This is a genomic window from Pseudomonas sp. CFBP2511 (genome assembly GCF_030209255.1).
GTDB lineage: Bacteria > Pseudomonadota > Gammaproteobacteria > Pseudomonadales > Pseudomonadaceae > Aquipseudomonas > Aquipseudomonas avellanae.
In genome coordinates, this window is the sequence record NZ_JARVSI010000003.1 from 52,296 (window position 1) to 74,600 (window position 22,305).

The 22,305-nt window shown below is 57.1% G+C and carries 18 protein-coding genes and 1 pseudogene; 6 read left to right on the top strand and 13 right to left on the bottom strand.

All coding sequences use genetic code 11. The features are described from left to right. Window positions 1–5 precede the first annotated feature (5 nt). From QRN38_RS02530 to rpmH, 8 genes are all read right to left on the bottom strand, one after another. Window positions 6–797, bottom strand: coding sequence for a ParA family protein (locus QRN38_RS02530; RefSeq protein ID WP_003377884.1), 792 nt, complete (start codon window positions 795–797; stop codon window positions 6–8). Window positions 798–815: 18 nt separating this feature from the next. Continuing rightward, window positions 816–1,460 carry a 16S rRNA (guanine(527)-N(7))-methyltransferase RsmG gene (gene rsmG / locus QRN38_RS02535; RefSeq protein ID WP_003377883.1) on the bottom strand — a complete coding sequence of 215 codons (645 nt, stop codon included), beginning with the start codon at window positions 1,458–1,460 and terminating at the stop codon, window positions 816–818. Further along, window positions 1,457–3,349: a tRNA uridine-5-carboxymethylaminomethyl(34) synthesis enzyme MnmG gene (mnmG, locus tag QRN38_RS02540; protein WP_057417698.1), complete on the bottom strand. Its 1,893-nt coding sequence runs from the start codon at window positions 3,347–3,349 to the stop codon at window positions 1,457–1,459. The genes rsmG and mnmG overlap by 4 nt, the downstream gene beginning before the upstream one ends. A gap of 579 nt (window positions 3,350–3,928) precedes the next feature. Continuing rightward, a complete protein-coding gene (mnmE, locus tag QRN38_RS02545) occupies window positions 3,929–5,299 on the bottom strand; it encodes a tRNA uridine-5-carboxymethylaminomethyl(34) synthesis GTPase MnmE (RefSeq protein ID WP_007244945.1) in 1,371 nt (456 codons plus the stop codon). Between the two features lie 78 nt (window positions 5,300–5,377). Then, window positions 5,378–7,066, bottom strand: a complete 1,689-nt coding sequence (yidC, locus tag QRN38_RS02550) for a membrane protein insertase YidC (protein ID WP_005738535.1) — start codon at window positions 7,064–7,066, stop codon at window positions 5,378–5,380. A gap of 2 nt (window positions 7,067–7,068) precedes the next feature. Continuing rightward, window positions 7,069–7,314, bottom strand: coding sequence for a membrane protein insertion efficiency factor YidD (yidD, locus tag QRN38_RS02555; RefSeq protein WP_003377879.1), 246 nt, complete (start codon window positions 7,312–7,314; stop codon window positions 7,069–7,071). After that, window positions 7,307–7,708: a ribonuclease P protein component gene (rnpA, locus tag QRN38_RS02560; RefSeq protein WP_005768230.1), complete on the bottom strand. Its 402-nt coding sequence runs from the start codon at window positions 7,706–7,708 to the stop codon at window positions 7,307–7,309. Before rnpA ends, yidD begins: the two co-directional genes overlap by 8 nt. Before the next feature lie 16 nt (window positions 7,709–7,724). Next, window positions 7,725–7,859 carry a 50S ribosomal protein L34 gene (rpmH, locus tag QRN38_RS02565; protein WP_002551315.1) on the bottom strand — a complete coding sequence of 45 codons (135 nt, stop codon included), beginning with the start codon at window positions 7,857–7,859 and terminating at the stop codon, window positions 7,725–7,727. A gap of 583 nt (window positions 7,860–8,442) precedes the next feature. On the opposite strand from rpmH, the gene dnaA reads away from it, so the two are divergent. From dnaA to gyrB, 4 genes are read left to right on the top strand one after another with little or no spacing between them, the layout of a single operon-like run. Then, on the top strand, window positions 8,443–9,978 hold the full coding sequence (dnaA, locus tag QRN38_RS02570) for a chromosomal replication initiator protein DnaA (RefSeq protein WP_010210352.1): 1,536 nt from the start codon (window positions 8,443–8,445) through the stop codon (window positions 9,976–9,978). 38 nt (window positions 9,979–10,016) lie between these two features. Continuing rightward, window positions 10,017–11,120, top strand: a complete 1,104-nt coding sequence (gene dnaN / locus QRN38_RS02575; RefSeq protein ID WP_005768226.1) for a DNA polymerase III subunit beta — start codon at window positions 10,017–10,019, stop codon at window positions 11,118–11,120. A 22-nt stretch (window positions 11,121–11,142) separates the two neighbouring features. Next, a complete protein-coding gene (gene recF / locus QRN38_RS02580; RefSeq protein WP_003377871.1) occupies window positions 11,143–12,246 on the top strand; it encodes a DNA replication/repair protein RecF in 1,104 nt (367 codons plus the stop codon). 4 nt (window positions 12,247–12,250) lie between these two features. Further along, window positions 12,251–14,668, top strand: a complete 2,418-nt coding sequence (gyrB, locus tag QRN38_RS02585; RefSeq protein ID WP_005768224.1) for a DNA topoisomerase (ATP-hydrolyzing) subunit B — start codon at window positions 12,251–12,253, stop codon at window positions 14,666–14,668. A gap of 271 nt (window positions 14,669–14,939) precedes the next feature. Here gyrB and QRN38_RS28135 read toward each other — a convergent pair whose 3' ends face one another. After that, window positions 14,940–16,358: a phenylacetaldoxime dehydratase family protein gene (locus tag QRN38_RS28135; protein ID WP_233594517.1), complete on the bottom strand. Its 1,419-nt coding sequence runs from the start codon at window positions 16,356–16,358 to the stop codon at window positions 14,940–14,942. 24 nt (window positions 16,359–16,382) lie between these two features. On the opposite strand from QRN38_RS28135, the pseudogene QRN38_RS02595 reads away from it, so the two are divergent. After that, window positions 16,383–17,102: pseudogene (locus QRN38_RS02595) on the top strand (AraC-like ligand-binding domain-containing protein); the annotation flags it as partial. A gap of 169 nt (window positions 17,103–17,271) precedes the next feature. Here the strand turns inward: QRN38_RS02595 and QRN38_RS02600 are convergent. The 4 genes from QRN38_RS02600 to glyQ are packed head-to-tail and all read right to left on the bottom strand — an operon-like array spanning window position 17,272 to window position 21,663. Continuing rightward, window positions 17,272–18,042, bottom strand: coding sequence for a lysophospholipid acyltransferase family protein (locus tag QRN38_RS02600; protein ID WP_005768204.1), 771 nt, complete (start codon window positions 18,040–18,042; stop codon window positions 17,272–17,274). 57 nt (window positions 18,043–18,099) lie between these two features. Continuing rightward, entirely contained in the window at window positions 18,100–18,651 is a 552-nt protein-coding gene (gene gmhB / locus QRN38_RS02605) for a D-glycero-beta-D-manno-heptose 1,7-bisphosphate 7-phosphatase (RefSeq protein WP_005768202.1), read from the bottom strand. 13 nt (window positions 18,652–18,664) lie between these two features. Continuing rightward, window positions 18,665–20,719, bottom strand: coding sequence for a glycine--tRNA ligase subunit beta (gene glyS / locus QRN38_RS02610; protein WP_011103028.1), 2,055 nt, complete (start codon window positions 20,717–20,719; stop codon window positions 18,665–18,667). Then, on the bottom strand, window positions 20,716–21,663 hold the full coding sequence (glyQ, locus tag QRN38_RS02615; protein ID WP_003379468.1) for a glycine--tRNA ligase subunit alpha: 948 nt from the start codon (window positions 21,661–21,663) through the stop codon (window positions 20,716–20,718). The genes glyS and glyQ overlap by 4 nt, the downstream gene beginning before the upstream one ends. 79 nt (window positions 21,664–21,742) lie before the next feature. On the opposite strand from glyQ, the gene QRN38_RS02620 reads away from it, so the two are divergent. After that, a complete protein-coding gene (locus QRN38_RS02620) occupies window positions 21,743–22,294 on the top strand; it encodes a DNA-3-methyladenine glycosylase I (protein ID WP_057417683.1) in 552 nt (183 codons plus the stop codon). Window positions 22,295–22,305: the final 11 nt, after the last annotated feature.

Sequence of the window (22,305 nt, forward strand, 5' to 3'; positions counted from 1 at the left end):
ATTCCTTAGGTTGGCTGAGCGCTTTTTGCGCCGCGACGTTGACGACGAACCAGCTCGCTTGCCAGGGCCAGATAGGCCAGCGCACCGCGAGACGATTTGTCATACGCCAGCACAGGCATGCCGAAACTCGGCGCCTCGGCCAGCCTGATGTTTCTGGGGATCACGGTGTCGTACAGCTGTTCGCCGAAGTGCTCCTGAAGCTGCGCCGAAACGTCGTTGATCAGGCTCAGACGCGGGTCGTACATAGTGCGCAACAGGCCTTCGATCTTCAACTGAGGATTGAGCAGTTCACCGATGCGCTTGATGTTATCCACAAGGTCGCTGAGACCTTCCAGCGCAAAATACTCGCACTGCATGGGGATGATCACGCCGTCGGCGGCAACCAGCGCGTTCAGTGTCAGCATCGACAGCGAAGGTGGACAGTCGATCAGAATGTAATCGTAATTTTCCCGGATCGGCGCCAGCGCATTGCGCAGACGGCTCTCTTTCATCTGCATTTCCAGCAGCACCACTTCGCCTGCAGTCAGGTCGCGGTTGGCCGGAAGCAGTTGGTAGCCACCGTGTTCGGAGAACTGCATGGCCTCGCCCAGATCGCATTCACCGATCAACAGGTCGTAGACCGAGTTTTCCAGCGTGTGTTTATCCACACCGCTGCCCATGGTCGCATTGCCCTGGGGATCGAGATCGATCAACAGCACACGGCGCTTGGTCGCAACCAGCGACGCGGCGAGGTTGATGCATGTGGTGGTCTTGCCTACCCCACCTTTCTGGTTCGCTATCGCGAATACCTTAGCCATTCTTGCTTGTGTTCCCAATCATGCCGTGCGGCGCAGTATCAGCAGATGGCGTTGGCCTTGGCAACCCGGAACGGTCAAGGCTTGTGCGCTATCGAGGTGAAAATCCGAGGGCAATGCTACCAGCTCATCAGCAGGATGCAGCCCTTTCATTGCCAACCAGCGCGTATTGACGTCGCCCATGTGGCGCGTCCAGCCAGCAAAGTCTTCGAGGCTGCTGAACGCCCTGGAAATGATCCCGTCGAACGGCACATCAGGCTGATAATTTTCTGCACGGCTGTGGATAACTTCAAGATTGTCCAGTTTCAGCTCCAGTTTGACCTGTGTCTGAAACCGGGTCTTCTTGCCGTTGCTGTCCAGCAGCGAAATATTTCGTTCAGGAAACAGGATGGCCATAGGAATACCAGGCATCCCGCCGCCGCTGCCTACATCCATCCAGCGCGTACCTTCGATGAATGGCACAACGCTGAGACTGTCGAGCAGATGTCTCGAGACCATTTCGTCCGGATTGCGTACAGCGGTCAGGTTGTAAGCCTTGTTCCACTTGATCAACAGCGCCAGATACGCCAGCAATTGCTCGTGCTGGGCCTCGCTGAGGTCAATGCCCAATTCACGGGCACCTGTGGATAACTCTTGGGCGTGTTGCGGGGTGACCATAGAACTCAAGCGCTTTGCTCCAACTGACGGCCCGCGCCGCGTTTTTTCAAATGAATCATCAACAGGGAAATAGCGGCTGGCGTGACGCCAGGAATGCGCGAAGCCTGGCCGAGTGTTTCCGGACGAGTTATCCCCAGCTTGCTCTGGATTTCTTTCGATAGGCCAGAAATACCGGTGTAGTCGATGTCTTCGGGCAGACGTGTGTCTTCGCTGGCGCGCAAGCGGGCAATTTCTTCCTGCTGCCGATCAATGTAACCAGCGTATTTTGTCTTGATCTCGACCTGCTCTGCGACCAGCGGATCATTGCAGCCCTGACCTGTGAGGGCAATCAGGCTGTTGTAATCGATTTCCGGACGGGTCAGCAGATTGAGCAAATTGTATTCGTGGGTCAGCGGCGTGCCGAAGTGGGCGGATATCGCATCACCCTGCTCGGTACCGGGGCGAACCCAGGTACTTTTCAGCCGTTGCTCTTCCAGCTCGATGCTTTCGCGCTTGGTGCAGAACGCTGCCCAGCGCGCATCGTCGACCAGGCCCAGCTCGCGACCTTTTTCGGTCAGGCGCAGATCGGCGTTGTCTTCGCGCAGGATCAGACGGTATTCGGCCCGGGACGTAAACATCCGGTAGGGCTCTTGCGTGCCGAGCGTGATCAGATCGTCAACCAGCACGCCGATGTACGCTTCATCACGACGCGGGCACCAGCTGTCTCGGCCTTGCGCCCGAAGGGCAGCGTTGGTTCCAGCCAGCAAACCCTGGGCTCCCGCTTCTTCGTAACCAGTTGTGCCGTTGATCTGACCGGCAAAGAACAACCCGCCGATGACCTTGGTTTCCAGGCTGTATTTCAGATCACGCGGGTCGAAATAATCGTATTCGATAGCGTAACCGGGGCGGACGATATGTGCGTTTTCCATGCCACGAATCGAACGTACGATCTGCAACTGCACGTCGAACGGCAACGAGGTGGATATCCCGTTCGGATACAGCTCGTGGGTGGTCAGGCCTTCTGGCTCGATGAAAACCTGATGGCTTTCCTTGTCGGCGAAGCGATGAATCTTGTCTTCGATCGACGGGCAATAGCGCGGACCGATACCTTCGATCACACCGGAATACATGGGCGATCGATCCAGGTTGGACGCGATGATTTCGTGAGTCCGGGCGTTGGTGTGGGTAATCCAGCAACTGACCTGCGCCGGGTGCTGCTCTTTGGAGCCCAGGAACGACATGACCGGAATAGGCGTATCACCTGGTTGCTCGGTCATGACCGAAAAATCGACAGAACGCCCGTCGATACGAGGCGGAGTTCCTGTTTTCAGTCGTCCTACACGCAGTGGCAGTTCACGTAACCGTTGAGCCAGCGCGATCGACGGTGGATCGCCTGCACGGCCCCCTGAATAATTCTGCATCCCGATGTGGATAAGTCCACCGAGGAACGTTCCGGTGGTCAACACCACGGAGTCGGCAAGGATGCGCAGGCCCATCTGGGTCACTACACCACGCACCTGATCCTGTTCGACGATGAGGTCATCGCAGGCCTGCTGAAATATCCACAGGTTCGGCTGATTTTCGAGGATCTCGCGAATGGCGGCTTTGTACAGCACCCGGTCTGCCTGAGCACGGGTTGCCCGTACCGCAGGGCCTTTGCGGCTGTTCAAGACACGAAACTGTATACCGCCCTTGTCGGTAGCCATTGCCATTGCGCCGCCCAAGGCGTCGATTTCCTTGACCAGATGGCTTTTGCCGATGCCACCGATGGCCGGGTTGCAGCTCATCTGGCCCAGGGTTTCCACGTTGTGCGTCAACAGCAGGGTTTTGACACCCATGCGTGCCGACGCCAGTGCGGCCTCGGTACCGGCATGACCGCCACCGATGACGATCACTTCAAAACGGGAAGGGAAATCCACCACGCACCTCGTGCCTGTTGTCGATGAGAAATTGGGATAGCTGACAAGTATAGGGACTTACCTCACCTGAATGAAACCCGTTGGACAAAATTTAACCAGCTGTGGAAAACTCGCGAATAAAGAAAATAAAAAGGAAAGAAAGTTTATAAAGCCTTATTTTTATGTTTATTCTTACTGAGCACAGTTTCTGTGGATAGAACGCTACAGGCCTTTATTTACGTTATGTACAGGGATTCAAAACTCTGTGTTCATGTGGGTATGAGGGGTTGGGATAACCGTCTTGAGCCTGTTGATAAAATGGCCACTTGTCCACAGGCTGGTTTATCTTCAGGTTTGCACCCTGCTTACCCACCGAGCTGAGGGGCAGTTATTCACAGGGCTTAATCCACAAAAAATTGCCTGGTGAGCAAAAAAGAGGCGCAAGAAATCCACTCGATGAAGATTTTCGTGCGACAAAAATCAAAACCCGAGCTGAAAAGCAGTGGTCTGTTGCATCGGGTGAGGAAGGGCGTAGCTAAAAGAAGGTTGTGCCAGGCAGGGAGGTATGACCGGAGCGGTCATACCTTCGTCAGGTGGCTATTATTTGCCGATACAGAAGCTGGAAAAGATTCTGCCGAGCAGGTCATCGGAACTGAATGCCCCGGTAATCTCGCCAAGCGCCTGTTGCGCCTGGCGCAGGTCTTCGGCCAACAGCTCTCCAGCGCCAGCCAGGGTCAATTGCGCCCTGCCGTGCTCCAGCGAGTCACTGGCGTGGCGCAGCGCCTCAAGGTGGCGCCGACGCGCGCTAAAGCTGCTTTCCGATGTCTGCTCATAGCCCATGCAGGCCTTCAGATGCTCACGCAGCAGCTCAAGCCCCTCTCCTCCTGACCTGGCGCTGAGGCTGATCGTGACATGGCCATCGGCGCTTGTTTGCAGGGCAATGCTGTCGCCACTCAAATCAGCCTTGTTACGGATCAGAGTGACCTTCGCAGGGTCCGGACGCTGCTCCAGGAATTCCGGCCACAAGGCGAACGGATCTGCAGCTTCCGGGGCGGTTGCGTCCACCACCAGCAGGATCCGGTCAGCTTCACCTATAGCCTTGAGTGCACGCTGCACGCCGATCATTTCAACCTGGTCCTGAGTGTCGCGCAAACCAGCAGTGTCCACGACGTGCAAGGGCATTCCGTCTATGTGGATATGTTCACGCAATACATCGCGAGTCGTGCCGGCAATCTCGGTAACGATGGCCGCTTCTCTGCCCGCCAGAGCGTTCAGCAAGCTGGACTTGCCCGCATTGGGACGACCGGCGATCACCACCGTCATGCCGTCACGCAGCAACGCACCCTGTCCTGCTTCTCGCAGCACTGTGGATAACTCGGCACGCACATCGTCGAGCATACCCAGCACATGGCCGTCGGCGAGAAAGTCGATTTCTTCCTCTGGAAAGTCGATGGCGGCTTCGACGTAGATACGCAGGCTGATCAATTTCTCGGTCAAGTTATCCACACGCTGCGAAAAAACACCCTGCAACGAGCGCAGCGCATTGCGCGCTGCCTGTGCAGAACTCGCCTCGATCAGGTCAGCAATGGCCTCGGCCTGGGCAAGATCGAGCTTGTCATTGAGGAACGCACGTTCGCTGAATTCACCCGGACGCGCCAGGCGGCTGCCCAGTTGCAGGCAGCGTTGCAGCAGCATATCCAGAACGATGGGCCCACCATGACCCTGAAGCTCCAGCACGTCCTCGCCGGTGAACGAGTTTGGCCCGGGGAAATACAACGCAATGCCTTCATCGAGCACCTGCCCCGACTCGTCGGCAAAAGGGCCGTAGTGCGCGAATCGTGGCTTGGGCATTCGACCGGTAATGGCTTGCGCGGTTTTGCCGGCCAAAGGCCCCGACACACGGACAATACCGACACCACCGCGCCCCTGGGCGGTAGCGATGGCGGCGATGGTTTCACGAGGAACGTTCATGGTCCGGCTCCAGGACAAATGACGGATAGCAAAACGCCCCACTAGGGGGCGTTTTGTATAGCGTGTTCACAGGTTAGATCAGGCAGCTGCTTTCTTGGTAGCTGCTTCGATCTTGCGAGTGATGTACGCCTGCTGTGCGATCGACAGGGTGTTGTTCACAACCCAGTACAGAACCAGACCGGCAGGGAACCACAGGAAGAAGAACGTGAAAATGATCGGCATCATTTTCATGACCTTGGCCTGCATCGGGTCCGGCGGAGTCGGGTTCAAACGCTGCTGGATGAACATGGTCGCGCCCATGATGATCGGCAGGATAAAGAACGGGTCTTTGATCGACAGATCAGTTATCCACAGGATCCACGGCGCCTGACGCATTTCCACGCTTTCCAGGAGTACCCAGTACAGCGAGAGGAAAACCGGCATTTGTACAAGAATCGGCAAGCATCCACCCAGTGGGTTGATCTTCTCTTTCTTGTACAGCTCCATCATTGCCTGGGACATCTTCTGACGATCATCGCCATGTTGTTCCTTCAGCACTGCAAGCTTTGGAGCCACGGCGCGCATGCGTGCCATCGACTTGTAGCTGGCTGCGGACAGCGGGAAGAACAGGCCTTTGATCAACATGGTCAGGACGATGATCGACCAGCCCCAGTTGCCCAGAATCGCGTGGATGTGTTGCAGCAGCCAGAAGATAGGCTGGGCAATGAACCACAGGAAACCGTAATCGACTGTCAGCTCCAGACCTGGGGATAACTCTTTGAGCACCGCCTGGCTTTTCGGACCTGCGTACAACGTGGCAGTGGTTTCGCCTTGTGCGCCTGGCGCAACCGACAGTGTCGGGCTGGTGAAACCAATGATGTAGTTACCTTGGCTGTCTTTGCGGGTCTGAACGGCGTTGGTCACGTTGTGATCAGGAATCCACGCCGTCACGAAGTAGTGCTGCAGCCATGCAACCCAGCCGCCCTGCACGTTTTCCTTGATCTGGCCCTTGTCGATATCTTTCATCGACACTTTTTTGTACGGCTCGGCCGCAGTCCAGAGCGCAGCACCCAGGTAGGTGGCTGTGCCGGTTGCAGTGGTCGACGAAGGATCGGAGCTGGCATCACGCTTCAATTGCGCGAACAGATTACCGGCCCAGGGTTGCGCGCTCTGGTTATCCACAACGTAAGTCATGACCAGGTCGTACAGACCGCGCTTGAATGTGAAGCGCTTGATGTAGTTGACGCCGTTTTCCGAGAATTTCAGCTCCACGACCATCGAGTCCTGGCCATCAGCCAGTTGATAACTCTTTTGCGCGGAGGAATAAACCGGACGACCGGAGGCGCGAGCATCAGGACCATTGGTCCCGGTCAGGCCGCTCTGTGCGAGAAAAGTACGCTCGCCGCCGTTATCGAACAGCTGGAAAGGCACGTCAGGACGATCCTGACGACGCGGGTACAGAGGCAAACGAAGCTGAACGACGTCACCACCTACCGGATCAATCGCCAGATCAAGCACGTCGGTCTTGACGTGGATGAGGTCTTTGCTGGCTACGGCCGGAGTTTCAAGAGGCGCTGCACTGGTAGTATTGCCAGTAGCGCTCGGAACGTCGGCACTTGCAGAACCATTATTACCAGCAGCCGTATCCGGAATACCCGGTGCGGTGTTGCTGGCTGCAACATTCTGGGTTGGCATGGCAGCCTGACCATAGTCTTGGTTCCATTTCAGGACCCCGACGTAGGTCACGATTGCCAGGGCAACGATCAGGATCGTGCGTTTAATATCCATGATTACTCGGCCATCGAAGAAGAACGGGAGGTGGGGACAGCTGGAACCGGGTCATAACCACCGGGATTCCACGGGTGACAGCGACCCAGGCGACGAATTGACAGCCAGCCGCCGCGCAAAAGGCCATGATTATCGATGGCTTCATACGCGTAGCAGGAGCAACTGGGGTAGAAACGACAGTGACTGGCCATCAGCGGGCTAATGGCATAGCGATAAAACTGGATCGGAACGAGTGCCAGTTTACGCATCGGTACTGTCTACCCCTGCAGGTTCGGACTTTTCTTCCGGAGTGGGTCGGCTACGCGCCAGACGCTTCCAGAGCTTGCCGAAATGCTGAATCAGTTCAGGGTTTTCTACGTCACCCAAACCTTTACGCGCGACGATAACGATATCCCAACCGACCAAACTGTCTTGGTGTTGGCGAAATGATTCGCGCATCAGGCGTTTCAAACGATTGCGCTCGACGGAGAGCTTCACGCTCTTTTTACCTATCACAAGCCCCAGACGGGGATGATCAAGGTCGTTGTTGCGCGCAAGGAGCAGGAGATTTTTCCCCGGAACCTTACCGGTAGGGGAGTCAAAGACTGCCTTGAAATGCCGGGGAGTCAGCAAACGCTTTTCCCGACTGAAGTCTCGACTCACCTCCTGTGCCGATTTATCAAACTGCCAGACGCTTACGGCCTTTGGCACGACGACGCGAAAGGACGGCGCGGCCGTTTTTGGTGGCCATACGTGCACGGAAACCGTGGGTGCGGGCGCGCTTGATAGTGCTGGGTTGGAAAGTACGTTTCATGGCGTGTTACCTGGTTCGTCCACTACGGGCCGGAATGGCCCCCGTTTTAAGAGACCGGGGATTCTAGAGAAAGCGCGCCCTTAGGTCAATTTCCAACCAGCTTTTCTTCATATACGTCTTTTACAGGCCATTCATCCTTGAACCGCGCTTTTGAGCCGACGGCTTGCGTCAGTTATAGAAATAAAAAGAAAGAGAGTATTTAAAGCTTTTTTATAAAGCTTATAACTCTTACGCAGCAGCTTTCTGTGGATAACTGTCTACAGCCCTTGATATTCAATGTGTACAGAGATCAGAAAGGTTGTCGAGAAACGGTGCTCTGCCTGTGCCGCACCCTCGGAAAAGCTGTGCATGGAATGCGGTTTTATCCACAGGCGAGTTGTGCACAGGGTTTAACCCTGAGTTATGCAATGGGCTGAAGTCAGGTTATCCACAGAGCTCGTGGCGCGACCGTTTGTCGTGTGGCCAATCGATAAATCGTTGATTTATAGCTATCTGTGAGCAACCTACATGTGGATAAGTCGTCCTCGGATCGTTACAATGGCGGCTGTTTTTGCCTCACCGGCTTTCAACTCAGGGGATATCCGTGTCAGTGGAACTTTGGCAGCAGTGCGTGGAGCTTTTGCGCGACGAGCTGCCGGCCCAGCAATTCAACACTTGGATCCGTCCGCTACAGGTCGAAGCCGAAGGCGACGAGTTGCGTGTGTACGCACCCAACCGCTTTGTTCTCGATTGGGTCAATGAAAAATACCTCGGCCGTTTGCTTGAGCTTCTCGGCGAACGTGGTCAAGGCATGGCGCCCGCTCTTTCCTTATTAATAGGAAGCAAGCGCAGCTCAGCGCCGCGTGCCGCACCGAATGCGCCATTGGCTGCTGCAGCGTCCCAGGCGTTGTCTGCCAATTCGGTCAGCAGCGTTTCAGCGTCTGCACCGGCCATGGCCGTTCCTGCACCGATGGTTGCAGCGCCTGTGCCTGTGCATAACGTCGCCACTCACGACGAGCCGTCACGCGACAGCTTCGATCCGATGGCAGGCGCCAGCTCGCAGCAGGCGCCGGCCCGTGCCGAGCAACGTACGGTGCAGGTCGAAGGTGCGCTCAAGCACACCAGTTACCTGAACCGCACATTCACCTTCGAGAATTTCGTCGAGGGTAAATCCAACCAGCTGGCACGCGCTGCCGCCTGGCAGGTTGCCGACAACCCCAAGCACGGCTACAACCCGCTGTTCCTTTATGGCGGCGTGGGTCTTGGTAAAACTCACTTGATGCACGCTGTGGGTAATCATCTTCTGAAGAAGAACCCGAACGCCAAGGTTGTCTACCTGCATTCGGAGCGCTTTGTCGCGGACATGGTCAAGGCCTTGCAGCTCAATGCAATCAACGAGTTCAAGCGGTTCTACCGCTCGGTTGATGCGTTGCTGATCGATGACATTCAGTTTTTCGCTCGCAAGGAACGTTCACAGGAAGAGTTTTTCCACACGTTCAACGCGCTGCTGGAAGGTGGACAACAGGTCATTCTGACCAGCGACCGCTATCCAAAGGAAATCGAAGGCCTGGAAGAGCGACTCAAGTCCCGCTTCGGCTGGGGGCTGACCGTTGCGGTCGAGCCACCGGAGCTTGAGACACGCGTAGCGATCCTCATGAAGAAAGCAGATCAGGCCAAGGTCGATCTGCCTCACGATGCGGCGTTTTTCATCGCCCAGCGTATTCGTTCCAACGTCCGTGAGCTTGAGGGCGCGCTCAAGCGTGTCATTGCCCACTCGCACTTCATGGGTCGCGATATCACCATCGAGCTGATTCGCGAGTCGCTGAAAGATTTGCTGGCGTTGCAAGACAAGCTGGTGAGTGTGGATAACATTCAGCGAACCGTGGCCGAGTACTACAAGATCAAGATCTCCGACCTGCTGTCCAAGCGTCGTTCCCGTTCCGTAGCCCGACCGCGTCAAGTGGCCATGGCACTTTCCAAGGAACTCACCAACCACAGCCTGCCGGAAATCGGCGATGTGTTTGGTGGCCGGGACCATACGACTGTTCTGCACGCGTGCCGGAAGATCAACGAACTCAAGGAATCCGACGCGGATATCCGTGAGGACTACAAGAACCTGCTGCGCACTCTGACTACGTGATGAAGCCAGTGCAGCTTATCAAGGCAAGGGACTAGACCATGCATTTCACCATTCAACGCGAAGCCCTGTTGAAACCCCTGCAATTGGTCGCCGGCGTGGTAGAACGCCGCCAGACCTTGCCGGTTCTTTCCAATGTGCTTCTGGTCGTGCAAGGCCAGCAGCTGTCGCTGACCGGTACTGACCTGGAAGTCGAGCTGGTTGGCCGTGTTCAGCTGGAAGAGCCTGCCGAACCTGGGGAAATCACCGTTCCTGCGCGCAAGCTCATGGACATCTGCAAAAGCCTGCCCAATGATGCGCTGATCGATATCAAGCTTGATGACTCGAAACTGATCGTGAAGGCAGGTCGCAGCCGGTTCACGTTGTCCACGCTGCCTGCCAACGATTTCCCGACGGTGGAAGAAGGCCCCGGCTCGCTGACGTTCAATCTGGTGCAAAGCAAACTGCGTCGCCTGATCGAGCGCACCAGCTTTGCGATGGCTCAGCAGGATGTTCGCTATTACCTTAACGGCATGCTGCTTGAAGTCAGTGCCGGAATCTTGCGTGCAGTGGCTACCGATGGCCACCGTCTGGCAATGTGCTCGATGTCAGCCGATATCGAACACGCCGACCGTCATCAGGTCATCGTGCCTCGTAAAGGTATTCTGGAGATGGCGCGTTTGCTGACCGAGCAGGACGGCATGGTCAGCATCGTGCTGGGTCAGCATCACATCCGCGCCACCACCGGCGAATTTACCTTCACCTCGAAACTGGTCGATGGCAAGTTCCCGGATTACGAGCGTGTGTTGCCCAAGGGTGGCGACAAGCTGGTATTGGGCGATCGTCAGTCCCTGCGTGAAGCGTTCAGCCGCACCGCGATTCTGTCCAACGAGAAGTACCGTGGCATTCGTCTGCAACTGGCTAACGGCCAACTGAAAATTCAGGCCAACAATCCTGAGCAGGAAGAAGCAGAAGAAGAAATCGGCGTCGAGTACAACGGTGAGGCGTTGGAGATCGGTTTCAACGTGAGCTACTTGCTCGACGTGCTGAGCGTCATGACCACCGAACAGGTTCGCCTGATTCTGTCTGACTCCAACAGCAGCGCTCTGGTGCAAGAGTCGGATAACGACGATTCCGCCTACGTTGTCATGCCGATGCGTCTGTAACTTCATGTCCAGCGCAACCTAGATGTCTCTTAGTCGCGTCTCGGTCACCGGGGTGCGCAATCTGCACCCGGTGACCCTCTCCCCCTCCCCGCGTATCAATATCCTTTACGGTGCCAACGGCAGCGGCAAAACCAGTGTGCTGGAAGCGATCCATCTGCTGGGCATCGCCCGCTCGTTTCGCAGCAGTCGTCTGCTTCCCGTTATTCAGTACGAGCAGCCGTCATGTACGGTTTTCGGGCAGGTTGATCTCGCGCAAGGCGGCCACAGCAATCTGGGTGTTTCACGCGATAGGCAGGGGGAATTTCAGATTCGCATCGACGGCCAGAATGCACGCAGCGCTGCGCAGCTTGCCGAGATCCTGCCGCTGCAGTTAATCAATCCTGATAGCTTCCGATTACTTGAGGGCGCGCCGAAGATTCGCAGGCAGTTTCTGGACTGGGGAGTGTTCCACGTGGAACCTCGCTTCATGTCCACCTGGCAGCGCCTGCAGAAGGCCCTCAAGCAGCGAAACTCGTGGCTTCGGCATGGTACACTTGACGCCGCTTCGCAGGCGGCATGGGACCGGGAGCTGTGTTTGGCAAGTGACGAGATCGATGAGTTTCGTCGCGCCTATATCAAGGCATTGAAGCCCGTCTTTGAAAAGACTTTGAGCGAACTTGTTGAACTCGAAGGTTTGACCCTTAGCTACTACCGAGGATGGGACAAGGAAAAAGAGCTGAGCACTGTGCTCGCCTCCTCCCTGAATCGCGATCAGCAAATGGGCCACACCCAGGCAGGACCACAACGTGCTGATCTGCGCCTTAGATTAGGTGCCCACAACGCGGCAGATATCTTGTCACGTGGTCAGCAAAAATTGGTGGTCTGTGCACTGCGTATTGCTCAAGGACACCTGGTCAGCCAGGTCCGTCGCGGCCAGTGTATTTACCTGGTGGATGACTTGCCCTCCGAACTGGACGACAACCATCGACGCGCGCTTTGCCGCTTGCTGGAAGAATTACGCTGCCAGGTATTTATCACCTGTGTAGATCAAGAATTTTTGAGGGAAGGCTGGCAGACGGATACGCCAGTCGCATTGTTCCACGTGGAACAAGGCCGTATCACCCAGACCCACGACCATCGGGAGTGATTGCATGAGCGAAAACCAAACGTACGACTCGTCCAGCATTAAAGTGCTGAAAGGACTTGATGCCGTACGCAAGCGTCCCGGAATGTACATCGGTGATACAGACGATGGCAGCGGTCTGCACCATATGGTGTTCGAGGTGGTTGATAACTCGATCGACGAAGCATTGGCAGGCCACTGCGACGACATCAGCATCATCATCCATCCAGACGAATCTATCACCGTGCGCGACAACGGCCGCGGTATTCCGGTAGACGTGCATAAAGAAGAAGGCGTGTCGGCAGCCGAAGTCATCATGACCGTGCTCCACGCGGGTGGTAAGTTCGATGACAACTCCTACAAAGTATCCGGCGGTTTGCACGGTGTAGGTGTTTCCGTGGTCAACGCCCTTTCAGAACTTCTGTTGCTGACAGTACGTCGCAGTGGCAAAATCTGGGAACAGACCTACATTCACGGTGTTCCACAAGAACCGATGAAAATCGTCGGCGAAAGCGACAGCACCGGCACCCAGATTCACTTCAAGCCATCTGCTGAGACCTTCAAGAATATCCACTTCAGTTGGGACATTCTGGCCAAGCGGATCCGTGAACTGTCGTTCCTGAACTCTGGTGTTGGCATCGTCCTCAAGGACGAGCGTAGCGGCAAGGAAGAACTGTTCAAGTACGAAGGCGGTTTGCGTGCGTTCGTTGAATACCTGAACACCAACAAGACGCCGGTCAACGAAGTGTTCCACTTCAATGTCCAGCGCGATGATGGTATTGGCGTCGAGATTGCCCTGCAGTGGAACGACAGCTTCAACGAGAACCTGTTGTGCTTCACCAACAACATTCCACAGCGCGATGGCGGTACTCACCTGGTGGGGTTCCGATCCGCACTGACGCGTAACCTGAACAACTACATCGAGCAGGAAGGTCTGGCCAAGAAGCACAAGGTCGCGACCACCGGTGACGATGCGCGTGAAGGTCTGACTGCAATTATCTCGGTCAAAGTACCTGATCCGAAGTTCAGCTCGCAGACCAAAGACAAGCTGGTTTCGTCCGAAGTCAAAACTGCAGTCGAACAGGAAATGGGCAAGTACTTCTCCGACTTCCTGCTGGAAAACCCGAACGAAGCCAAAGCCGTCGTCGGCAAGATGATCGACGCAGCCCGTGCCCGTGAAGCTGCGCGTAAGGCCCGTGAGATGACTCGCCGTAAAGGCGCTTTGGACATCGCCGGCTTGCCAGGCAAACTGGCTGACTGCCAGGAAAAAGACCCTGCCCTCTCCGAACTGTACCTGGTGGAAGGGGACTCTGCTGGCGGATCAGCCAAGCAGGGACGTAACCGTAGAACCCAGGCCATCCTGCCTCTTAAGGGCAAGATTCTGAACGTTGAAAAAGCACGCTTCGACAAGATGATCTCTTCTCAGGAAGTGGGCACCTTGATCACCGCGCTGGGCTGTGGCATTGGCCGCGAAGAGTACAACATCGACAAGTTGCGCTATCACAACATCATCATCATGACCGATGCTGACGTCGACGGCTCGCACATCCGCACCCTGCTGCTGACCTTCTTCTTCCGTCAGTTGCCGGAGCTAATCGAGCGTGGCTACATCTACATCGCTCAGCCGCCGCTGTACAAGGTCAAGAAAGGCAAGCAGGAGCAGTACATCAAGGACGACGAGGCCATGGAAGAATACATGACCCAATCGGCCCTTGAAGACGCCAGTCTGCACCTCAGCGAGTCTGCACCGGGTATCTCGGGCACCGCGCTGGAGAAACTGGTTCACGACTTCCGCATGGTCATGAAAACCCTCAAGCGCCTTTCGCGTCTGTACCCACAGGAATTGACCGAACACTTCGTCTATCTGCCGCCAATCACCCTGGAGCAGCTATCCGACCACGAGGGCATGCAAGCCTGGCTGGCACTGTTCGACGTGCGTCTGCGCACTGGTGAGAAGTCGGGTCTGGTCTACAAAGCCAGCCTGCGCGAAGACCGTGAGCGTAACGTCTGGCTGCCAGAGGTCGAACTGATCTCCCACGGCCTGTCGAATTACATCACCTTCAACCGCGACTTCTTCGGCAGCAACGACTACAAGACCGTCACGGCCCTGGGCGCGCAGATAAGCACGCTGCTGGAAGAAGGTGCGTACGTGCAACGTGGCGAGCGCAAAAAGCCCGTCACCGAGTTCAAACAAGCCCTCGCCTGGCTGATGGCTGAAAGCACTAAGCGCCATACCATCCAGCGCTACAAAGGACTGGGTGAAATGAACCCGGACCAACTCTGGGAAACCACCATGGACCCAAGCGTGCGTCGCATGCTGAAAGTCACTATCGAAGACGCCATCGGCGCTGACCAGATCTTCAACACCCTCATGGGTGATGCGGTCGAACCACGCCGTGACTTCATCGAGAGCAATGCGCTGGCGGTATCCAACCTGGACTTCTGATGGACGCTTGATCAAACATCTACCCCGGCGAAAGCCGGGGTTTTTGTTTGTGTGGTGCTTGAAACACACAAGTGGTCTGGCAGACCAAGGCGCTTGGATGAGAACCCTGAGCACGGCATAGAGGCCGACGCGGTGACAGACGCCAAGCTTGAAATGTGCAAGGGCGACTTTGCCGAGCACCCGGATTGCTACAGTGTTCCACGTGGAACACATCATCGTGAATAGCAAGCAGGCGTTTTTCACCCAGTAAGCCAACCCTCCACGAGCAAGCTCACCGTATAAAGGATGACTCACCAGCGTCTACTGAGCGGCCGATGCACCACCTACATGAGCGCATTCCCGCACCTAGAACAGTTTCGCCAAACGCAGATTCAACCGGGACTTCTCCATAAAGCCCTGCTCCACTTCCACATCCCTGCCGATCACTGCCTGTATATGAACCGATGTCGTCAGCATGTGAGTGGCGCTGATGCGTACATACGTGGTGCGTGGTGCTCAGCCTATCGTCCTGATTGATGCCACCCACCCGGTTTTCTCCGCCATTGATGTAGCCACCACCAAACGCAAAATGGTTTTGTGGCGAAAGGTTGTCGCGCAGATAAGCCTGATATTCGTAGCGTGTTTTTTGTTCGAGCGTGGCACTGCCAGGGCTGTAATCGTTGTTATGGCTGAACCATAAAATATCGGCGGCGGTGTCGAGCGCCCATTTTTCGTTGAAGTGGTGGATGTAAGCCGCCTGCAGCAAAAGACGCCAGCGGTTTTCTCCGAGGTTTAACGCGTCATCGTTGTCGTAGCTGCCGGTGGGCGCGTATAGGTAAGGTGCCAGGGAAAAGACATCCTTGTGTGCCGTGCTCAAGGTCCACTTCACCGGTGCGCCGAGAATCAGGTCGCCGGTGCCTGTGGTCTGGCCGAGCGAGTTTGCCTCACCGTCGTCCTTGAGATGTCCATAGAGCCGGTTGGCCAGATCATCGAACCACGCCAGGCCGAAACTCTTCTCCACAGGCTCGCCAGTCTCGCTATCATCCAGTGCTTGCATGAACCGACAGTTGAGGCAGCCGACGGTGGCTCCCTCATCACGCAGAAACGTCATCCCGGTTTTCAGGACGGGTTGTATGTCGTTCAAGTACAGGTCGCGCTCCTGTCCAGTGGTACTGCTCCAGTCCTGACCGGAACGAATCAGGCAAAGGTTGTCGCGGCCTGAAACGCGTACACGACCTGGGCGCTGAGGCGCTTCACTCGTGGGGCCGCCGCTACCGATCAACGCGTCGGTCTGGGCCAGAGGAATGCGGTCGCGAGAACTGCCCCAGTAGGCGTGTTCCAGAATCGGCTCGCTCATGTGGGTGGCTAAATGAGCAACGCCTTCGGGCGTTCCCGGGGCAGAAAATAATGTTTCGAAACGCTCGGCGCTGGGACAGACAATCTCGATAAACCAGCCAAAAGGTTCTGCTCCACGAGCCGGGTCTTGCCACCATTGACTGAAACCCGAGTCGTTGCGCCACTGACAAAACGTATCCACGTCTCGCCAGTAAGCAATGGCAATGCAGGTATGCAGGCCATTGGTATCCACGCAGCGAGCGCTGTCCCAATACTGCGGACCTGAGCCCGCGACGAAATGCTCCGGTGATAGGTGCAAGGTCCGGCAGACATACCGGATTACCGGATGCAATGCCTGGATGCCGAAGTAAGCCATCACCACCTGCCCTGCCAAGGGGATGAATTTGTACTGGTGAGTCTGGCGCTTGAAGGCAGGGCGCAGGTTTCCCAAGAGGGGCGCGAGGCAGTATTGGAGGTCGGCGACTTTGCTATCTATGACACTCGTCGCCCCTACCGGCTGCACTTCGACAGTGCATTCAGGCAGACCGTGGTGCAAATCCCGCGCAAGAGTCTGCAACAGCGCCTGTGCAATCTTGAGTATCTGACGGCGTTATCAATGTCTCGCGATAACCCGCTCAATGGATTGGTGTTCGACTTTTTCACCGGCCTTGCCGCCCTCGAGAATCGAGTGGGTGAAACACAGCAAGTTCGGATAACTGAGCAAGGGCTGGACCTGCTAGCAATGGCGCTGTCCGAGCGGGTCAAAGGAAAGGCACAGGGCTCGAAGCGCAGCGCCCTTCTGCTGCGCATCAAAGACCACATTCAGTCCAACCTGACAGATACAACGCTTAACCTCCCCTGCGTCAGCGCCTGGTTCGGAATAAGCACTCGCTACCTCAACAGCCTTTTTCACGACGAGGAGACATCGTTCGGTCGGTATCTGCTGTCTTCACGGTTGCAACACTGCGCCAACGATTTGCGCGAACCACTGCTGGTCAATCGACAGATCAGCGAGATCGCCTGGCGCTGGGGATTCAGCGATGTGGCGTACTTCAGCAGGGTGTTTCGTCAACGGTACGGATTGCCTGCGCAGGAGTATCGGATAGTCGTATCTCGCTAGAGGCCTTGAACAAAAAAACCGACCCTTTCGAGGTCGGTTTTTTGTACATCACCAAAACTTATGCACGTTTTACGTGCTTTTATGGCTAACAGAAATATGTATAGGAATTAATAGGTTAAACGCCGTTTTTGGATTTTTTCAAAATTCCGTGCACAGGTTATCCACAAAATCACGCCGGGACTTTTTCGGTGCTTGTCGCCGGTGCAACCGGTGAGCCCAATGCGCGTTGAGTATCCTCATTCCAGGTCTGAACGCGCTCGTTCAACGCTGCGATGGCGCGGGGGCCGGTGCCTTCGGCGTACATCGGTTCGCCGATGACTACCTGAATAGTGCCTGGCTTCTTCCCCCAGCCATCGCGAGGCCAGTATTTGCCTGCGTTGTGAGCAATAGGCAGAACCGGAAGGTCGGCGTTGACCGCAAGTGCCGTGCCGCCACGCGAGAACTTGCCGACCTGGCCGTAAGGCACACGCGTGCCTTCCGGGAAGATCAGCACCCAGACGCCGTCCTTGAGCAGTTCGTCGCCCTTCTTGGCGATTTCCCTGAGTGCAGCCTTCGGGTTGTCACGGTCGATGGCGATGGGGCGCAGCATGGCCATCGCCCAGCCGAAGAAGGGCACGTACAGCAACTCACGCTTGAGGACCTGGCTCAGTGGCTCGAAATACGCCGACAGAAAGAAGGTTTCCCACGTGCTTTGATGGTTGGAGATGATCACGCACGGCGTTTTCGGAACGTTGTCTGCGCCGCTTACTTCGACCTTGATGTTGAGGAACACCCGGGTCAGCCACAGTGCGCAACGGCACCAGTAGACATTGATGAAGCGATAGCGGGCCTTGAACGGCAGAAACGGCGCGATGAAAAAGCTCAAGGTGCACCACAGCAGCGAGCTGGTGCCCAGCAACAGGTAAAAGATGAAGGTCCTGATTGCCTGCATGATCGACATAGTTACGTTTACCGTACGGGCAGGTGCCCGCTCCTTGAGCGTCCTGAACCTGGAAGGTCAGTTGTTCAGTGAAGCGCTAGTGTGGATAAGTTCTGCGGCAACCGCCGCCAGATCGTCAAAAATCAGCGTACCTGTCGGCACTTCGCCGTTCATCGTCTTGCGGCCTTTACCGGTCAACACCAGCACAGGCTGAGAATCGACGGCCAGCGCGGCTTGCAGGTCACCTTTGCTGTCGCCCACGAACCACAGGCCCTTCAGGTCTGCCGAGTAGTGTCGGGCAATGGCCTGGAGCATGCCGGGTCGGGGTTTGCGACAGTCACAGCCATCGTCTGGCCCATGCGGACAATAGACGATCAAACCAACCTCGCCACCCTGCTCTGCCACCAGCGTGCGCAAGCGCTCATGCATGGCGTCCAGGGTGGCCAGGTCGTAATAACCTCGGGCAATGCCCGACTGGTTGGTGGCGATGGCCACCGTCCAGCCGGCCTTGCTCAGCGCTGCGATGGCCTCGACCGAGCCAGGAATGGGTATCCACTCCTCAACCGACTTGATGTAGGCGTCGGAGTCGTGATTGATTACGCCATCCCGGTCGAGTATCAGCAGTTTCAACAGCGTCCCCTTGTCAGCCCAGCAGCGAGATATCGGCAACGCCGAGGAACAGGCCGCGCAAGCGCGCCAGCAAGGCATAACGGTTGGCGCGCACATTGGCGTCTTCCGCGTTGACCATCACCGCTTCAAAGAACGCATCGACCGGCTCGCGCAGCATCGCCAGACGCGCCAGCGATTCGCTGTACTGACGCTCGGCAGCCATTGGCTGGACCGCATGATCAGCCTGCTGGATTGCCGAGTACAGCGAGAACTCGTTGGCGTTGTCGAAGTACTTGGGCTCGACGGTCTGGGCAATGCTGCCCTCGGCCTTGCTCAGCAGGTTCGATACGCGCTTGTTCACGGCAGCCAGTGCGGCGGCTTGCGGCAGTTTGCGGAAAGCCTGCACCGCCTGAACGCGCTGATCGAAATCAAGCGCCGAGGCGGGCTGCAAGGCACGCACCGAGAGATATACCGCCACTTCGACGCCTTCGTCTTCGTAACGCGCACGCAGACGGTCGAAGATGAATTCCAGCACCTGCTCAGCCAGCCCTGCGGGCTTGACCTTGGCACCGAACTGCGTGACCGCGAACTTCACGGTCTCGACCAGGTTCAGGTCCAGCTTCTTCTCGATCAGGATCCGCAGGATACCCAGCGCCGCACGACGCAAGGCATACGGGTCTTTGCTGCCGGTGGGCAGCATGCCGATACCGAAAATACCGACCAGCGTGTCGAGCTTGTCAGCGATGGCAACTGCCGCACCGGTCAGCGTGGTCGGCAGCTCAGCACCTGCGCCACGTGGCATGTACTGCTCGTTGAGCGCCAGCGCGACATCTTCTGCCTCGCCATCGGCCTTGGCGTAATAGTAACCGGCAATGCCCTGCATTTCCGGGAACTCGCCAACCATTTCACTCGACAGGTCGCACTTGGACAACAGCCCGGCACGCGCCGCACGCTGGGCGTCGCCGCCGATGCGGGGTGCGATGTAGGCGGCAAGCTTCGAGACGCGCTCGGCCTTGTCGAATACGCTGCCCAACTGGGCCTGGAACACGACGTTTTTCAGGCGATCGTTGAAGGTTTCCAGCTTCTGCTTCTTGTCCTGCTTGAAGAAGAATTCGGCGTCGGTCAGGCGTGGACGAACCACCTTCTCATTACCGGCGATGATCTGGGCCGGGTCCTTGCTCTCGATGTTGGCCACCGTGATGAAGCGCGGCAGCAACTTGCCGTCGGCATCCAGCAGGCAGAAATACTTCTGGTTGTCCTGCATGGTGGTGATCAGGGCTTCCTGAGGCACATCAAGGAAACGCTCTTCGAACGAACACACCAGTGGAACCGGCCACTCGACCAGCCCGGCCACTTCATCCAGCAGGCTTGGCGGCACGATGGCGGTGCCTTCCTGTTGGCTGGCCAGCTCTTCGACGCGCTTGCTGATGATCTGGCGACGTTCGTTGAAGTCGGCCAGAACATTAGCTGCGCGCAGGTCGCTGAGGTAGCCGGCAGGCGAAGAAATACGCACGTCTTCCGGGTGATGGAAGCGGTGGCCGCGAGAATGACGACCGGCGCTCTGGGCGAGAATCGTGCAGTCCACCACCTGATCGCCGAACAGCATCACCAACCACTGGGTCGGCCGTACGAACTCTTCCTTGCGAGCGCCCCAGCGCATGCGCTTGGCAATCGGCAGGTCGTTCAACGAGTCTTCGACAATGGTCGGCAGCAGCGAGGTGGTCGGCTTGCCGAGAATGGTCTGGCTGTAGCGCAGTTTCGGGCCGCTCTGATCGATTTCGCTCAGGTCGACGCCGCACTTCTTGGCAAACCCCAACGCTGCCTGAGTCGGGTTGCCGTCAGCGTCGAACGCGGCCTGACGCGGCGGGCCGTCCAGATTAACGCTACGATCCGGCTGTTGCGTGGCCAGTGCGGTGATCAGCACGGCCAGGCGACGCGGCGCGGCGTAGACCTGTTTGGCGCTATAGGTCAGACCTGCGCCAGCGAGGCCTTTTTCAATGCCGGCGAGAAATGCATCGGCCAGTGAGACGAGGGTCTTGGGTGGCAGTTCTTCGGTGCCCAGTTCGACCAGAAAATCTTGAGCACTCATTGCGCTGCCTCCAGCTTGGCCAACACTTCATCGCGTAGATCGGGCGGCGCCATCGGGAAGCCGAGACGGGCCCGGGCCTGCAGGTAGGCCTGAGCCACCGAGCGGGCCAGTGTGCGTACGCGCAGGATGTATTGCTGACGCGCGGTCACGGAAATCGCGCGACGGGCATCCAGCAGGTTGAAGGTGTGCGAAGCCTTGAGGACCATTTCGTAGCCTGGCAACGGCAGCTCCAGCTCGATCAGGCGTGCAGCTTCGCTTTCGTAGAAGTCGAACAGTTCGAACAGTTTGTCGACGTTGGCGTGTTCGAAGTTGTAGGTGGACTGCTCCACCTCGTTCTGGTGGAACACGTCGCCGTAGGTCACTTTGCCGAACGGGCCGTCAGCCCACACCAGGTCGTAGACCGAGTCCACGCCCTGCTGGTACATCGCCAGACGCTCGAGGCCGTAGGTGATTTCGCCAGTCACCGGGTAGCACTCGATGCCGCCGACCTGCTGGAAGTAGGTGAACTGCGAGACTTCCATGCCGTTGAGCCAGATTTCCCAGCCCAGACCCCAGGCGCCCAGCGTCGGCGATTCCCAGTTGTCTTCGACAAAACGCACGTCATGCACCAGCGGATCGAGGCCGATGTGCTTGAGCGAGCCCAGGTACAGTTCCTGGAAGTTGTCCGGGTTGGGCTTGAGAATCACCTGAAACTGGTAGTAATGCTGCAGGCGGTTCGGGTTTTCGCCGTAACGGCCGTCAGTCGGCCGACGGCTTGGCTGTACGTAAGCGGCATTCCAGGTTTCCGGGCCTACGGCGCGCAGAAACGTGGCGGTGTGGAACGTGCCGGCGCCTACTTCCATATCGTAGGGCTGAAGTACCACGCAACCTTGTTCTGCCCAGTATTGCTGGAGGGCGAGGATCAAGTCTTGGAAGGTACGCACGGCTGGCGTAGGCTGGCTCACAAATTTCACCTGTGCTGGGCTGCGATTCAAAGAGCGGGAGTATACCCGATTCGGCCGCACGTCCACTCCTGGGAGCCCTATGACACGCTGCTTTTGGTGCAACGAAGACCCCTTGTACATCGCTTATCACGATCAGGAGTGGGGAGTGCCGCTGCGCGATGCGCAGAAGCTCTTCGAGTTGCTTTTGCTCGAAGGGTTCCAGGCGGGTCTGTCGTGGATCACGATTCTCAAGCGTCGGGCGCGTTATCGCGAGGTGCTGTTCGGCTTCGACGCCGAGCGGCTGGCGCAATTGAGCGATGCCGAGATAGACGCGCTGATGCTAGATCCGAGCATCATCCGCAATCGCCTCAAGCTCAAGGCCGTGCGCACTAACGCGCGGGCCTGGCTGGCGCTGGAAGACCCGGTCGGCCTGCTCTGGTCGTTTGTCGGTGGCAAACAGAAAATCAACCATTTCAAGGATCGCAGCGAGGTCCCGGCCATTACCGCCGAGGCCGAAGCAATGAGCAAGGCACTGAAAAAAGCCGGCTTCACGTTTGTCGGCCCGACCATCTGTTATGCCTACATGCAGGCCACCGGCATGGTCATGGACCATACCGTCGATTGTGATCGGTACGCGCTCCTGAGCCGCTGACGTTACACTAC

Coding starts and splice junctions, on each gene's coding strand:
- QRN38_RS02530 (WP_003377884.1), bottom strand. CDS start 797: ATGGCTAAGGTATTCGCGATAGCGAACCAGAAAGGTGGGGTAGGCAAG.
- mnmE (WP_007244945.1), bottom strand. CDS start 5,299: ATGAACGTTCCTCGTGAAACCATCGCCGCCATCGCTACCGCCCAGGGG.
- yidC (WP_005738535.1), bottom strand. CDS start 7,066: ATGGATATTAAACGCACGATCCTGATCGTTGCCCTGGCAATCGTGACC.
- yidD (WP_003377879.1), bottom strand. CDS start 7,314: ATGCGTAAACTGGCACTCGTTCCGATCCAGTTTTATCGCTATGCCATT.
- rpmH (WP_002551315.1), bottom strand. CDS start 7,859: ATGAAACGTACTTTCCAACCCAGCACTATCAAGCGCGCCCGCACCCAC.
- dnaN (WP_005768226.1), top strand. CDS start 10,017: ATGCATTTCACCATTCAACGCGAAGCCCTGTTGAAACCCCTGCAATTG.
- recF (WP_003377871.1), top strand. CDS start 11,143: ATGTCTCTTAGTCGCGTCTCGGTCACCGGGGTGCGCAATCTGCACCCG.
- gyrB (WP_005768224.1), top strand. CDS start 12,251: ATGAGCGAAAACCAAACGTACGACTCGTCCAGCATTAAAGTGCTGAAA.
- QRN38_RS28135 (WP_233594517.1), bottom strand. CDS start 16,358: ATGGCTTACTTCGGCATCCAGGCATTGCATCCGGTAATCCGGTATGTC.
- QRN38_RS02600 (WP_005768204.1), bottom strand. CDS start 18,042: ATGTCGATCATGCAGGCAATCAGGACCTTCATCTTTTACCTGTTGCTG.
- glyS (WP_011103028.1), bottom strand. CDS start 20,719: ATGAGTGCTCAAGATTTTCTGGTCGAACTGGGCACCGAAGAACTGCCA.
- QRN38_RS02620 (WP_057417683.1), top strand. CDS start 21,743: ATGACACGCTGCTTTTGGTGCAACGAAGACCCCTTGTACATCGCTTAT.